Below are 13,941 nucleotides of genomic sequence, written 5' to 3' on the forward strand. Positions count from 1 at the left end.
CCGGGATCCCTCCTGCCTGAACGGCTCCGAGCGGGCCCGCCCCCTTCCGGGGGGCGGGCCCGCTTCTGCATGTGTGTGAAGAGAAGCCTGAGAGGATCGGTCGCGTGAGTGACGAGGTGGAGCCCGGGCACGTCCGGGTACGGCTGGACCTGAGCTACGACGGGACGCAGTTCTCCGGCTGGGCGAAGCAGCGGACGCTGCGGACCGTCCAGGGGGAGCTGGAGTCGGCCCTGCAGACCGTGATGCGGCTGCCCCGCCCGGTTGAGCTGACCGTGGCCGGGCGGACCGACGCGGGCGTGCACGCCCGCGGCCAGGTGGCCCAGTTCGACCTGGCCGCGGAGGTGTGGGCCGAGCACGGCGACAAGCTGCTGAGGCGCCTTGCGGGCCGCCTCCCGCACGACGTCCGCGTCTGGAGGGTCGCCGAGGCCCCCGCCGGGTTCAACGCCCGCTTCTCCGCCGTCTGGCGCCGCTACGCCTACCGCGTCGGGGACCACCAGGGCGGCGTCGACCCGCTGCGCCGCAGCCACGTCCTGTGGCACCCGTGGCCGCTGGACGTCGGCGCGATGAACGAGGCGTCCGCCGAGCTGCTCGGCGAGCACGACTTCGCGGCCTACTGCCGCCGGCGCGAGGGCGCCACCACCATCCGCACCCTCCAGCAGCTGTCCTGGGAGCGCGGCGCGGACGGCATCGTCACCGCCACGGTCCGGGCCGACGCCTTCTGCCACAACATGGTGCGCTCCCTGGTCGGCGCCCTGCTGCACGTCGGGGACGGGCACCGGCCCGCCGACTGGCCGGGCAGGATCCTGCGGGCCGGCGTACGGGACTCCTCCGTCCACGTGGTCAAGCCGCACGGGCTCACCCTGGAGGAGGTCGGCTACCCGGCCGACGAGCTGCTGGCCGCCCGCAGCCGCGAGGCCCGCAACATGCGCACCCTCCCCGGCGCCGGCTGCTGCTGAGCGCCCCGTCCGCCGCCGCGGCGGCCCGCCTCCGTAATCCGTTTGGGCGGACCGCCCCGGGGCCGCGAGAATGCCCCGCATGGGACACCTCGAAGCCGGCCACCTGGAGTACTACCTGCCCGACGGGCGGGTGCTGCTCCCCGACGTCTCCTTCCGGGTGGGGGAGGGGTCCGTCACCGCCCTCGTCGGGGCGAACGGGGCCGGCAAGACCACCCTGCTGAGGCTGCTCGCCGGCGAGCTCCAGCCGCACGGCGGCTCCGTCACCGCCACCGGCGGCCTCGGGGTCATGCCGCAGTTCGTGGGGTCCGTACGGGACGAGACGACGGTGCGGGACCTGCTCGTGTCGGTGGCCCATCCGCAGATCCGGGAGGCCGCGCGGGCCGTCGACCGCGCCGAGCACCTGATCATGACGGTCGACGACGAGGCCGCGCAGATGGCCTACGCGCAGGCCCTCAGCGACTGGGCGGACGTCCAGGGGTACGAGGCGGAGACGCTGTGGGACGTGTGCACCACGGCCGCGCTGGGCGTCCCGTACGACAAGGCGCAGTTCCGCGAGGTGCGCACGCTCTCCGGCGGCGAGCAGAAGCGCCTGGTGCTGGAGGCCCTGCTGCGCGGGCCCGACGAGGTGCTGCTGCTCGACGAGCCGGACAACTACCTCGACGTGCCCGGCAAGCGCTGGCTGGAGGAGCAGCTGCGGGCCACCCGCAAGACGGTGCTGTTCATCAGCCACGACCGGGAGCTGCTCTCCCGGGCCGCCCAGAAGATCATCGCGGTGGAGCCGGGCGTCGACGGCTCGGACGTGTGGGTGCACGGCGGCGGCTTCGACACCTTCCACGAGGCGCGCAAGGAGCGCTTCGCGCGCTTCGAGGAGCTGAAGCGGCGCTGGGAGGAGAAGCACGCGCAGCTGAAGAAGCTGGTGGTCACGCTGCGGCAGGCGGCCGCGGTCAGCCACGAGCTGGCCTCCCGGTACGCGGCCGCCCAGACGCGGCTGCGGAAGTTCGAGGAGGCCGGCCCGCCGCCGGAGCCGCCGCGGGAGCAGGAGATCCGGATGCGGCTGAAGGGCGGGCGGACCGGTGTCCGCGCCCTGACCTGCAAGAACCTGGAGCTGACCGGCCTGATGAAGCCCTTCGACCTGGAGGTCTTCTACGGCGAGCGGGTCGCCGTCCTCGGTTCGAACGGCTCGGGCAAGTCCCACTTCCTGCGGCTGCTGGCGCGGGACCGGGAGCGGCCGGTCGCCCATACGGGTGAGTGGAAGCTGGGCGCCCGGGTGGTCCCCGGCCACTTCGCGCAGACCCACGCCCATCCCGAGCTGTACGGCCGCTCGCTGGTCGACATCCTGTGGACGGAGCACGCCAAGGACCGCGGCGGCGCCATGTCGGTGCTGCGCCGCTACGAGCTGGAGCGCCAGGGCGACCAGCCGTTCGAGAAGCTGTCGGGCGGGCAGCAGGCCCGCTTCCAGATCCTGCTGCTGGAGCTGGCGGGGACCACGGCGCTGCTGCTGGACGAGCCGACGGACAACCTCGACCTGGAGTCGGCGGAGGCGCTGCAGGACGGGCTGGAGTCGTACGAGGGCACCGTCCTGTGCGTCACCCACGACCGGTGGTTCGCGCGCACATTTGACCGCTTCCTGGTCTTCGGTTCGGACGGTGTGGTGCGGGAGACTCAGGAGCCCGTCTGGGACGAACGCAGGGTCGAACGGAAGCGCTAGGGGCTGCCGCCCCGGGGCGCTCGGTGGGGGAGGCGTTGTGCGGCTGCGGCCTGGGACCTGGCTCAGGAATTGGGATGTCCGCGACCGGGCCGCGCGGCGCCGCGCGGCCCGCCGGCTGCTTCTGCCGGCCCCGGCGCCGTGGATCGCCGTCTGCGCGGCGGTGGTCGTCGGGATCGCCGTCTCGACGAGCCTGAGGGCGGGCTGGGGCTCGGACAACGCCTTCGTGGTGAAGGCCGCCGACACGCTGCTGGCCGGGGGCTCCCCGTACGAGGACAAGCGGTTCCTGTACCTGCCGAGCGCGGTCCTCATGGCCGTGCCGGAGGCGCTGCTGCCGGTGCCGGTGCTGCGGTGGGTGCTCCCGATGGGGATGTCGGCGCTGCTGGCGGCCGGCTGGTGGGCCGCGCTGCGGCTGTTCTCGGTGCCGGCGCGCTCCCGGTTCGCGGTCGGCGGGTTCGCCCTGCTGGCGGTCGGTTTCCGGCCGTACGAGAACCTCGTGCTGATCGGCAACTGGACGGCGGTGTCGGCGGCCGCGCTGCCCGCGGCCCTGCTGCTCGCGCACCGGCGGTCCTGGACGGCCGCTGGGCTGGTGGTGGGGCTGGCGATCGCCTGCAAGCCGATGCTGGTGCCGCTGGGGCTGCTGTTCGTGCTGGCCCGGCGCTGGCGGGGGCTGGCGGTGGCGGTGCTGGTGCCGCTGGGCCTGTCGCTGGCGGGGGCGCTGCTGATGCCGAGCCCGTCGCTGTTCTTCACCAAGACGCTGCCGTTCCTGCTCCAGGGGCAGGACTCGTACGCGCTGCCCTGGGACGCCTCGCCGATCGCGGTGCTGCCCCGGCTGGGCGTGCCGGAGCCGGTGGCGGTGCTCCTCGCGGGGCTGGGGGCCGCGGGCGGCCTGTGGGCGGCCCGGTGCCGCTGGCGGCGGGAGGACGACCGGGACGGGGGCGAGCTGCGGCTCGCGGAGACGGCGTGCATGGTGATGCTCGCCGCATTCCTGGTCTCGCGGCCCTCCTTCGACCACTACCTGCTGGTGGTGGTTCCGCTGCTGCTGGCCTCGGCGGTGCGCGCGGGGTCGGCGCCGCGCTCGCCGTGGTTCTGGGCGGCGTTGTTCCCGCAGGCGGCGGGGGTGCCGTGGCCCTCGCAGCTGGAGGCGAAGCGGCGGGCGTTCAAGGACTGCTTCACGCTGTGTGTGCTGGCGGTGGCGCTGATGCGGCGGTGCCTGCGGCCGGCCCGGGTTAACCTGGTGGGCGTACGGATCGCAGGGACCCTTCCGGGGCCCGGAGCCAAGCGCACGGCGGAGCCCGCGGAGGCGGGGTCCAGGGCTGCGTTTTGACCCTTCCGGGGCACCGCGGGTATTCTGCTGGTTCGTTATGCGTATTGGCTTGCTCATTCTCACGTGAAAGGGCCTTACGCCGGTCCACCGGGCCGATGACCAGCGGTGCACACGGGTTGCGTCCCCGTAGTGCACCAGGGCTGTCGTGATCGTCCGTGGTGGCCTTGTCAGGACCCTTCCCTTCGGGCCGCGAGGCTCGGGGGAGAACCCATCACTGAAGAAGCGAAGGCATACGACCGTGCGTACGTACAGCCCCAAGCCCGGCGACATCTCGCGCCAGTGGCTCGTCATCGACGCCAAGGACGTTGTCCTCGGCCGTCTGGCGACCCAGGCCGCTGCCCTCCTGAAGGGCAAGCACAAGCCGACCTACGCCCCCCACATGGACATGGGCGACTTCGTCATCGTCATCAACGCCGACAAGGTCCACCTGTCCGGCAACAAGGCGACCCAGAAGATGGCCTACCGCCACTCCGGCTTCCCGGGCGGTCTGCGCTCCGTGCGCTACGACGACCTGCTGGCGAACAACCCGGAGAAGGCCGTCGAGAAGGCCGTCAAGGGCATGCTCCCCAAGAACTCCCTGGGCCGTCAGATGCTCTCGAAGCTGAAGGTCTACTCGGGCGACCAGCACCCGCACGCTGCCCAGCAGCCGGTGCCGTTCGAGATCACCCAGGTCGCGCAGTAGTTCCGGCCACCCCCTAAGACGTAGAGAATTCTGAGGAGCATCGTGGCCGAGACCACCGCCGAGACCCCCGTCGACGAGTTCGAGGGCGTCGAGGAGTACACCACCGAGTCCGAGGTCGTCGCCGAGGGCGACTACACCTCCGAGTCCCTTGCCGGCCGCTTCGGCGACCCGCAGCCGGCCGCCGGCCTGGGCCGCCGCAAGAACGCCATCGCCCGCGTCCGGATCGTTCCGGGCTCCGGCAAGTGGAAGATCAACGGTCGCACCCTTGAGGACTACTTCCCCAACAAGGTGCACCAGCAGGAAGTCAACGAGCCGTTCAAGCTGCTCGAGCTCGACGGCCGCTACGACGTCATCGCCCGCATCGCGGGTGGCGGCGTCTCCGGCCAGGCCGGCGCCCTGCGCCTGGGTGTCGCCCGTGCGCTGAACGAGGCGGACGTCGACAACAACCGCCCGGCGCTGAAGAAGGCCGGCTTCCTGTCCCGCGACGACCGTGCGGTCGAGCGCAAGAAGGCCGGTCTGAAGAAGGCCCGTAAGGCTCCGCAGTACAGCAAGCGCTAATCTGCGCCTGCTGTTCAGCACCAACCGCCCCGGCAGCACTCTCCGTGCTGCCGGGGCGGTTCGTTTACCGCCACAAGCGGAATAACTAGCGGTCTCAAGCGAAGCGCGAACGTGGGAGGACAACTGTGGGACGACTCTTCGGGACGGACGGTGTACGCGGCGTCGCCAATGCGGATCTGACGGCGGAGCTCGCGCTCGGCCTCTCCGTGGCGGCAGCCCACGTGCTGGGCGAGGCGGGCACCTTCGAGGGCCACCGCCCCACCGCGGTGGTCGGCCGCGACCCGCGGGCCTCCGGCGAGTTCCTGGAGGCGGCGGTCGTCGCCGGCCTCGCGAGCGCGGGCGTGGACGTCCTGCGCGTCGGTGTGCTGCCCACTCCGGCGGTGGCGTATCTCACCGGTGCGCTGGGTGCCGACCTCGGCGTGATGCTCTCCGCGAGCCACAACGCGATGCCCGACAACGGGATCAAGTTCTTCGCCCGCGGCGGCCACAAGCTCGCCGACGAGCTGGAGGACCGCATCGAGTCCGTCTACGAGGAGCACCGCACCGGCGCGCCCTGGGACCGGCCCACCGGTGCGGGCGTCGGCCGCGTGAGCGACTACGACGAGGGCTTCGACAAGTACGTCGCCCACCTCATCGGGGTGCTCCCCAACCGGCTGGACGGGCTGAAGATCGTCCTGGACGAGGCGCACGGCGCGGCCGCCCGCGTGTCGCCCGAGGCCTTCGCCCGGGCGGGCGCCGAGATCATCACGATCGGCGCCGAGCCGGACGGCCTGAACATCAACGACGGCTGCGGCTCCACCCACCTGGACCTGCTCAAGCAGGCCGTGGTCGAGCACGGGGCCGACCTGGGCATCGCCCACGACGGCGACGCGGACCGCTGCCTCGCGGTCGACGCCTCGGGCGCCGAGGTCGACGGGGACCAGATCCTCGCCGTCCTGGCGCTGGCCATGCGCGAGGCCGGCTCGCTGCGCGGCGACACGGTCGTCGGCACGGTGATGTCGAACCTGGGCTTCAAGCTGGCCATGGAGGCCGAGGGCATCCGGGTCGTGCAGACCGGCGTCGGCGACCGGTACGTGCTGGAGGCGATGAAGGAGCACGGCTTCGCGCTGGGCGGCGAGCAGTCCGGCCACGTGATCATCCTGGACCACGCGACGACCGGCGACGGCACGCTGACCGGCCTCATGCTGGCGGCGCGGGTCGCGGCGACGGGCCGGCCGCTGGCCGAGCTGGCGGGCGTCATGCAGCGGCTGCCGCAGGTGCTCGTCAACGTCCGCGACGTCGACCGGACCAGGGTCGCCACCTCCGGCGAGCTGGCCGCGGCCGTCGTGGACGCCGAGCGCGAGCTCGGCACCACGGGGCGGGTGCTGCTGCGCCCGTCGGGTACCGAGCCGGTGGTGCGCGTCATGGTGGAGGCCGCCGACCTGGAGCAGGCCCGCGCGGTCGCCGGGCGCCTGGCCGACGTGGTGAAGTCGGCCCTCGGCTAGAAAGTGCCTCAGGCGCGCGGTGGCGCGCCCGGCGGCCGGGTCATCCGGTACCGCCGGGCGCGCCACCGCCGTCTCCGGCCCCTGTCCCGGGGCGGCGGGGCCGCACCGCAGCCTCAGAGCTTGCGCAGGCTCAGCTTCTGCACCTTGTGGTCGGCCCCCTTGCGGACGACCAGCGTGGCGCGGCCGCGGGTCGGGGCGACGTTCTGCAGCAGGTTCGGCTTGTTGACCGTCCGCCACATCGTCTTCGCGTACTCCAGGGCCTCCTCCTCGGAGACCTGCGTGTACTTGCGGAAGTAGGACGAGGGGTCCTGGAAGGCAGTCGCGCGCAGCTTGCGGAAGCGGTTGAGGTACCAGCGCTCGATGTCCTCGGCGCGCGCGTCCACGTACACGCTGAAGTCGAAGTAGTCGGCGAGGCCCACCCTGGTCCGGCCGTCCTTGCCGGGAAGGGCCGGCTGGAGGACGTTCAGGCCCTCCACGATGAGGATGTCGGGGCGGCGGACGACGAGCCGCTCGCCGGGCACGATGTCGTAGATCAGGTGGGAGTACACCGGGGCGGTGACCTCGTCCTTGCCAGCCTTGATGTCGGCGACGAAGCGGGTCAGGGCCCGGCGGTCGTAGGACTCGGGGAAGCCTTTGCGGGAGGTGAGGCCGCGCCGCCGGAGCTCCTCCATCGGGTAGAGGAAGCCGTCGGTGGTGACGCGCTCGACGCGGGGGTGCTCGGGCCAGCGCGCCAGCAGGGCCTGGAGCAGGCGGGCCACGGTGGACTTGCCGACGGCGACGGAGCCGGCGACGCCTATGACGAACGGGGTGCCCTGCTGGCTGCCGTGGCCGTTGCCGCCGGCGTCGCCGAGGAAGGTGTTCAGCGCGCCGCGCAGGTTGCTGGTGGCGCCGACGTACAGGTTGAGGAGGCGGGAGAGCGGCAGGTAGACGTCGCGGACCTCGTCCAGGTCGATGACGTCGCCGAGGCCGCGCAGCCGCTCGACCTCCTCGGCCGTCAGGGGCAGCGGCGTCCGCTCGCGCAGCGCGCTCCACTCGGCCCGGGTCAGGTCCACGTACGGGGAGGCCTCGGTCCGGCGCGGGGTGCGCTCGGGCCGGCCGGGGCGCTCCGTCCCGCAGTCCGGGTCCGGCGTGCTGCTTCGTGGCGGCGAAGTGATCACACTCCATTGTCGGGGCTGGGGGCCGTGCGTGGGTGGTGGGGTCGGTCACGTGGCGCAGGGGCGGGTTTCGGTCTCACTGCTGTCACGATCACGCCGCAGGGCTTTATTCATGGCGGTGCTGTCGGAGCGGGCGCGTAGATTTCCGATCAAGAACGTTTCCGGGCGGGTTCTTCCACGGGGAGTGGCGCCGCGCCGGACCGTTCTCGTCGTTTCGCAACCGCTTCCGGGGGAGTTCCACCATGCGCAGCACCTTCGTCCGTCGTTCTGTCATGACCGCGTCCGCCGTGTCCCTGGCGCTGCTCGCCACCGCGTGCGGCTCGTCCGACTCCAAGGGCGAGGCGAAGGCCGACGCCCCGGCCCCCGCCGCCTCCTCGGCGGCCCCGGCCGCGAAGGGCAAGACCGACGCCGAGATGGCTTCGGTGATCGTGAAGCAGGCCGACCTGCCCGACCACCTCATCAAGGAGGCCACGGGGGCGGAGGCCGCCCTCGGTGCCGCAGCCACCAGCGACAAGCCCGAGTGCCTGCCGCTGGTCAGGGCGCAGAGCCTCGCCCCGGTCGGGACGGCCACCGGCGCCGCCCGTACCAAGGTCGTCGCCAAGCCGAAGGAGCCGGCGGCGAACGCGAGCGCCGAGGAGAAGGTGAAGGCCGCGATGGACGCCCTCGGCGCCTCCGCCACGGCCGTGACCGTCGCCTCGTACGACGGCAAGGGGGCCGATGACGCCTTCGCCGCCCTGAAGGCCGCGGGCACGGCCTGCGCCGGCGGCTACACGGCCACCAGCGCCGGCGACACCGGCAAGATCAGCAAGGTGTCCGCGGGCACCCCGGTCACCGCGGGCGACGCCGCCCTGGCGTACACGGTCGAGAGCGACGCCGACGGCGAGAAGATCTCGACGCAGCTCGTCGTCGTCCGCAAGGGCAACACCCTGGCGACCTTCTCCGCGGTCAGCCTGAAGGGCACCGCCGAGCAGCCGAAGGCCGTCGTCGACGCGCAGGTCAAGAAGCTCGGCTGACCGAAGGCCCGTTCGAAGCACGTCAACCCCGCTCCGGCGCGTTCGCCGCGGCGGGGTTCTCGTTTCGGCCGGGTGCGGGACGGGGCGTCAACTCGGGCGTACGCTGCGCGCCATGTGCGGAATCGTGGGTTACGTGGGAGCGCAGTCGGCGCTCGATGTGGTCATCGCCGGACTCAAGCGGCTGGAGTACCGCGGCTACGACTCGGCGGGCGTCGCCGTCGTCGCCGACGGGGAGCTCGCAGCGACGAAGAAGGCCGGGAAGCTCGTCAACCTGGAGAAGCAGCTCGTCTCCCATCCGCTGCCGCCCGGCTCCACCGGGCTCGGCCACACCCGGTGGGCGACGCACGGCGGCCCCACCGACGCCAACGCCCACCCGCACCTGGACAACACGGGCCGGGTCGCCGTCGTCCACAACGGCATCATCGAGAACTTCGCCGCGCTGCGCGCCGAACTCGAAGACCGCGGGCACCGGCTGGACTCCGAGACCGACACCGAGGTCACCGCGCACCTGCTGGCCGAGGAGTTCGACGCGGCCGGGGACCTCGCGGAGGCCATGCGCCGGGTGTGCCGGCGTCTGGAGGGCGCCTTCACGCTGGTCGCCGTGCACGCCGACGTGCCGGACACCGTCGTCGGCGCGCGCCGCAACTCCCCGCTCGTCGTCGGCGTCGGCGAGGGCGAGAACTTCCTCGCCTCCGACGTGGCCGCGTTCATCGCGCACACCCGCTCCGCGATCGAGCTGGGCCAGGACCAGGTCGTGGAGCTGCGCCGGGACGGCGTCACCGTCACCCGGTTCGACGGCTCGCCCGCCGACGTCCGCGCCTACCACGTCGACTGGGACGCCTCGGCCGCCGAGAAGGGGGGCTACGACTACTTCATGCTCAAGGAGATCGCCGAGCAGCCCAAGGCCGTCGCCGACACCCTCCTCGGCCGCATCGACGCGAGCGGCTCCCTCACCCTCGACGAGGTGCGCATCCCCGCCTCCGTGCTCCGCGAGGTCGACAAGGTGGTGATCGTGGCCTGCGGCACGGCCTACCACGCCGGACTCATCGCCAAGCTGGCCATCGAGCACTGGACGCGGATCCCCTGCGAGACGGAGCTGGCGAGCGAGTTCCGCTACCGCGACCCGATCCTGGACCAGCGGACGCTCGTCGTGGCCATCTCGCAGTCCGGGGAGACCATGGACACGCTGATGGCGCTGCGGCACGCGCGGGAGCAGGGCGCGAGGGTGCTCGCCATCTGCAACACCAACGGCTCGACGATCCCCCGCGAGTCGGACGCCGTGCTGTACACGCACGCCGGCCCGGAGGTGGCCGTCGCCTCGACCAAGGCGTTCCTGACCCAGCTGGTGGCCTGCTACCTGGTCGCGCTCTACCTGGGCCAGGTGCGCGGCACGAAGTGGGGCGACGAGGTCGGCGCGGTCGTCCGCGAACTGTCCGACATCGCCGGGGCGGTGGAGGCCGTCCTGGAGACCATGGAGCCGGTGCGGGCGCTGGCGCGGTCCCTCGCCGACAAGGACACCGTGCTGTTCCTCGGCCGGCACGTCGGCTACCCGGTGGCCCTGGAGGGCGCGCTGAAGCTGAAGGAGCTCGCGTACATGCACGCGGAGGGATTCGCGGCGGGCGAGCTCAAGCACGGCCCGATCGCGCTGATCGAGAAGGACCTGCCGGTGGTGGTGGTCGTGCCGTCGCCGCGGGGGCGCTCCGTCCTCCACGACAAGATCGTCTCGAACATCCAGGAGATCCGGGCGCGCGGCGCGCGGACCATCGTCATCGCCGAGGAGGGCGACGACGCGGTCGTCCCCTACGCCGACCACCTGGTCCGCATCCCGGCGACCCCGACGCTGCTCCAGCCGCTGGTGGCGACGGTGCCGCTCCAGGTGTTCGCGTGCGAACTGGCCACGGCGCGCGGCAACGAGGTGGACCAGCCGCGTAATCTCGCGAAGTCCGTGACCGTGGAGTAGGAGAGAGAGCGGGGGGTCGCCGTCGTGATCATCGGCGTGGGGATCGACGTGGCGGAGATCGAGCGCTTCGGCGTGTCGATGGAGCGGACGCCGGGCATGGCCCAGCGGCTGTTCACCGAGTCGGAGCTGGTGCTGCCGAGCGGCGAGCGGCGCGGGATCGCCTCGCTCGCCGCCCGCTTCGCGGCGAAGGAGGCGCTCGCCAAGGCGCTCGGCGCGCCCGGCGGCATGCTGTGGACCGATGCGGAGGTGTACGTGGAGGAGACGGGGCAGCCGCGGGTGCGGGTGCGGGGCACCGTCGAGGCGCGGGCGGTGGAGCTGAACGTGAAGTCCTTCCACCTCTCGCTCAGCCACGACGCGGGCGTCGCCTCGGCCGTCGTCATCGCCGAGGGCTGACGGCTGCCGCGCCGCCGATCGGGCAGGCTGGGCCCATGCGTACTGCTTACAGCGTGGAGAACGTGCGGGCCGCGGAGCGGGCGGCGATGGCGCGGCTGCCGGAGGGCGCCCTGATGCAGCGTGCGGCGGCCGGGCTGGCCGCCGCCTGCGCCGGCCTGCTGCCGAGGGTGTACGGCGCCCGGGTCGTCCTGCTCGTCGGGCCGGGCGACAACGGCGGCGACGCCCTGTACGCGGGCGCCCGGCTCGCCCGGCGCGGCGCCGCCGTGACCGCGGTGCCCGCCGACCCCGGCCGCGTGCACCCGGGCGGGCTGGCGGCCCTGCGCGCCGCGGGCGGCCGGCTGTCCGCCGCGGTGCCCGACCGCGCGGACCTCGTCGTGGACGGCCTGCTCGGCATCGGCGGGCAGGGCGGGCTGCGCCCGGCCGCGGCGGCGCTGGCGGAGCGGATCCCGCCCGGTGCGCCCGTCGTGGCCGTGGACCTGCCCAGCGGGGTGGACGCGGACACCGGGGAGGTCGCCGGGGCGGCCGTACGGGCCGACACCACCGTCACGTTCGGGGCGTACAAGACGGGACTCCTCGTCGACCCCGGCGCAGCCCTGGCCGGCGAGGTGCGGCTGGTGGACATCGGCCTCGACCCCGCCGCGCTCGGCACCCCGGCCGCCGCCGCCCTGGAGGACGCCGACCTCCCGACCCTCCTGCCGCGGCCCGGCGCGGCGAGCGACAAGTACAGCCGCGGCGTCGTCGGCGTCGTCGCCGGATCGGCGCAGTACCCGGGCGCGGCCGTCCTGGCCGTGGCGGGCGCGCTGCGCGGCGGCGCCGGAGCCGTGCGCTACGTCGGCCCGGCGCACGAGGAGGTGCTGGCCCGCTACCCGGAGACGCTGGTCGGGCGCGGCCGGGTGCAGGCCTGGGTGGTCGGGCCCGGCCTCGGCGGCGACCGGGCCGCGGAGGCGGCGCAGGCGCTGGCCGAGCCGGTGCCGGTGCTGGTGGACGCGGACGGGCTGCGCGGCCTGGACCCGGCGGTGCTGCGCGCCCGCACCGCGCCGACCCTGCTGACGCCGCACGCGGGGGAGGCGGCCGCGCTGCTCGGCGTGCCGCGCGCGGACGTGGAGTCCGGGCGGCTCGCGGCCGTACGGGAGCTGGCCGGCCGGTTCGGGGCCGTGGTGCTGCTGAAGGGCTCGACGACGCTGGTGTGCGACGGCCGCGGGCCCGTCCGGGTGAACCCGACCGGAACGCCCTGGCTCGCCACGGCCGGCAGCGGCGACGTCCTGTCCGGCCTCGCCGGCTCCCTCCTCGCGGCCGGTCTGCCGGCCGCCGACGCGGCCTCCGCGGCGGCGTACCTGCACGGCCTGGCCGCCGGGCGCGCCGCGGCCGGCGCCCCGCTGCTCGCCCAGGAGGTGGCCGCGGCGCTGCCCGCGGCCTGGCGCGCGGTGCAGGGCTCCTGACCCGCCGCGGGTGCCCGCGGGGCGGTCCGCCGCAGGTCCGGGCGGATCGACTGTGACAGGGCCGGTACACGCCCTGCGGTCGGCCCGGGACGGCCTCTGAGAGACTGGGGGCGATGAACGAGACACCGACGCGCGTGTACGCCGAGATCGATCTGGACGCGGTACGGGAGAACGTGCGCGCCCTGCGCGCGCGGGCGCCCCGGGCCGCGCTCATGGCCGTGGTCAAGGCGGACGCCTACGGGCACGGTGCCGTCCCCTGCGCCCGCGCCGCGCTGGAGGCCGGCGCGGCCTGGCTCGGCACGGCCACCCCGCAGGAGGCGCTCGCCCTGCGCGCCGCCGGGATCGGCGCGCCCCTGCTGTGCTGGCTGTGGACGCCGGGCGGCCCCTGGCGCGAGGCCGTCGAGGCCGGCATCGACGTGTCCGTCAGCGGGATGTGGGCCCTGCGCGAGGTGCAGGAAGCCGCCCGGGCCGCGGGCCGCCCCGCCCGCATCCAGCTGAAGGCCGACACCGGGCTCGGCCGGGCGGGCTGCCAGCCCGCCGACTGGGCCGAGCTGGTCGGCGCGGCCGCGGCCGCCGAGGCCGCGGGCAGCGTGCGCGTCACCGGGATCTGGTCGCACTTCGCCTGCGCCGACGAGCCGGGGCACCCGTCGATCCCGCTCCAGCTCACCGCCTTCGGGGACATGCTCGCGTACGCCGAGAAGGAGGGCCTGGAGCCGGAGGTCCGGCACATCGCCAACTCCCCGGCGACGCTCACCCTCCCCGAGAGCCACTACGACCTGGTGCGCTGCGGGCTCGCCGTCTACGGGGTGTCGCCCGCGCCCGAGCTGGGCACCTCCGCGGAGCTGGGCCTGCGTCCGGCGATGTCGCTGAAGGCCTCCGTCGCCCTGGTCAAGACGGTGCCCGCCGGGCACGGCGTCAGCTACGGCCTCCACTACACCACCGGCGCCGAGACCGACCTGGCGCTGATCCCTGCCGGGTACGCCGACGGCGTCCCCCGGCACGCCTCCGGCCGGGGCCCGGTCGCGGTCGGAGGAAGGATTCGCCACATCGCCGGCCGCGTCGCCATGGACCAGTTCGTCGTCGACCTCGGCCGCGACCACGGCCCCCGGCGCGTCCGTCCGGGCGACGAGGCCGTCCTCTTCGGCAGCGGCGCGCACGGCGAGCCCACCGCCGAGGACTGGGCGCAGGCGGCGGACACGATCGCCTACGAGATCGTCACCCGCATCGGAGCACGCGTGCCCCGCGTCTACCGCAACGGCTGAGTGGGGAC

Annotated in this window: 12 protein-coding genes; 11 read left to right on the plus strand and 1 reads right to left on the minus strand. The window is 73.8% G+C overall.

All coding sequences use genetic code 11. The features are described from left to right. Positions 1-104 precede the first annotated feature (104 nt). From truA to glmM, 6 genes are all read left to right on the plus strand, one after another. A complete protein-coding gene (gene truA, locus C0216_RS03070) occupies positions 105-956 on the plus strand; it encodes a tRNA pseudouridine(38-40) synthase TruA (RefSeq protein ID WP_114053752.1) in 852 nt (283 codons plus the stop codon). A gap of 70 nt (positions 957-1,026) precedes the next feature. Next, positions 1,027-2,664 carry an ABC-F family ATP-binding cassette domain-containing protein gene (locus C0216_RS03075; RefSeq protein WP_114053753.1) on the plus strand — a complete coding sequence of 546 codons (1,638 nt, stop codon included), beginning with the start codon at positions 1,027-1,029 and terminating at the stop codon, positions 2,662-2,664. A 37-nt stretch (positions 2,665-2,701) separates the two neighbouring features. Continuing rightward, on the plus strand, positions 2,702-3,988 hold the full coding sequence (locus C0216_RS03080; RefSeq protein ID WP_246042291.1) for a glycosyltransferase family 87 protein: 1,287 nt from the start codon (positions 2,702-2,704) through the stop codon (positions 3,986-3,988). 238 nt (positions 3,989-4,226) lie between these two features. Further along, positions 4,227-4,670 carry a 50S ribosomal protein L13 gene (gene rplM, locus C0216_RS03085; RefSeq protein ID WP_114053754.1) on the plus strand — a complete coding sequence of 148 codons (444 nt, stop codon included), beginning with the start codon at positions 4,227-4,229 and terminating at the stop codon, positions 4,668-4,670. Positions 4,671-4,712: 42 nt separating this feature from the next. Then, positions 4,713-5,228, plus strand: coding sequence for a 30S ribosomal protein S9 (rpsI, locus tag C0216_RS03090; protein WP_114053755.1), 516 nt, complete (start codon positions 4,713-4,715; stop codon positions 5,226-5,228). 125 nt (positions 5,229-5,353) lie between these two features. Beyond that, a complete protein-coding gene (glmM, locus tag C0216_RS03095) occupies positions 5,354-6,712 on the plus strand; it encodes a phosphoglucosamine mutase (RefSeq protein WP_114053756.1) in 1,359 nt (452 codons plus the stop codon). 113 nt (positions 6,713-6,825) lie between these two features. On the opposite strand, the gene coaA is transcribed toward glmM, so the two are convergent. Continuing rightward, positions 6,826-7,764 (minus strand): type I pantothenate kinase, encoded by a 939-nt coding sequence (coaA, locus tag C0216_RS03100; protein ID WP_216827121.1) that lies wholly within the window; start codon positions 7,762-7,764, stop codon positions 6,826-6,828. A gap of 344 nt (positions 7,765-8,108) precedes the next feature. Here coaA and C0216_RS03105 point away from each other — a divergent pair, with 344 nt between their 5' ends. From C0216_RS03105 to alr, 5 genes are all read left to right on the plus strand, one after another. Next, complete coding sequence (locus C0216_RS03105) at positions 8,109-8,879, plus strand: hypothetical protein (RefSeq protein WP_114053758.1); 771 nt, start codon at positions 8,109-8,111, stop codon at positions 8,877-8,879. 112 nt (positions 8,880-8,991) lie between these two features. Further along, positions 8,992-10,839, plus strand: coding sequence for a glutamine--fructose-6-phosphate transaminase (isomerizing) (glmS, locus tag C0216_RS03110; protein ID WP_114053759.1), 1,848 nt, complete (start codon positions 8,992-8,994; stop codon positions 10,837-10,839). A 24-nt stretch (positions 10,840-10,863) separates the two neighbouring features. Next, entirely contained in the window at positions 10,864-11,232 is a 369-nt protein-coding gene (locus C0216_RS03115) for a holo-ACP synthase (protein WP_114053760.1), read from the plus strand. A 35-nt stretch (positions 11,233-11,267) separates the two neighbouring features. Next, positions 11,268-12,671, plus strand: a complete 1,404-nt coding sequence (locus tag C0216_RS03120; RefSeq protein ID WP_114053761.1) for an NAD(P)H-hydrate dehydratase — start codon at positions 11,268-11,270, stop codon at positions 12,669-12,671. A 113-nt stretch (positions 12,672-12,784) separates the two neighbouring features. Next, positions 12,785-13,933 (plus strand): alanine racemase, encoded by a 1,149-nt coding sequence (gene alr / locus C0216_RS03125; protein WP_114053762.1) that lies wholly within the window; start codon positions 12,785-12,787, stop codon positions 13,931-13,933. Positions 13,934-13,941: the final 8 nt, after the last annotated feature.

The organism is Streptomyces globosus (genome assembly GCF_003325375.1).
Classification (GTDB): domain Bacteria; phylum Actinomycetota; class Actinomycetes; order Streptomycetales; family Streptomycetaceae; genus Streptomyces; species Streptomyces globosus_A.

Excerpts from the sequence above, each read along its gene's own strand:
- C0216_RS03105 (WP_114053758.1), top strand. The coding sequence starts at position 8,109 with ATGCGCAGCACCTTCGTCCGTCGTTCTGTCATGACCGCGTCCGCCGTG.
- C0216_RS03120 (WP_114053761.1), top strand. The coding sequence starts at position 11,268 with ATGCGTACTGCTTACAGCGTGGAGAACGTGCGGGCCGCGGAGCGGGCG.
- C0216_RS03075 (WP_114053753.1), top strand. The coding sequence starts at position 1,027 with ATGCCCCGCATGGGACACCTCGAAGCCGGCCACCTGGAGTACTACCTG.
- glmS (WP_114053759.1), top strand. The coding sequence starts at position 8,992 with ATGTGCGGAATCGTGGGTTACGTGGGAGCGCAGTCGGCGCTCGATGTG.
- alr (WP_114053762.1), top strand. The coding sequence starts at position 12,785 with ATGAACGAGACACCGACGCGCGTGTACGCCGAGATCGATCTGGACGCG.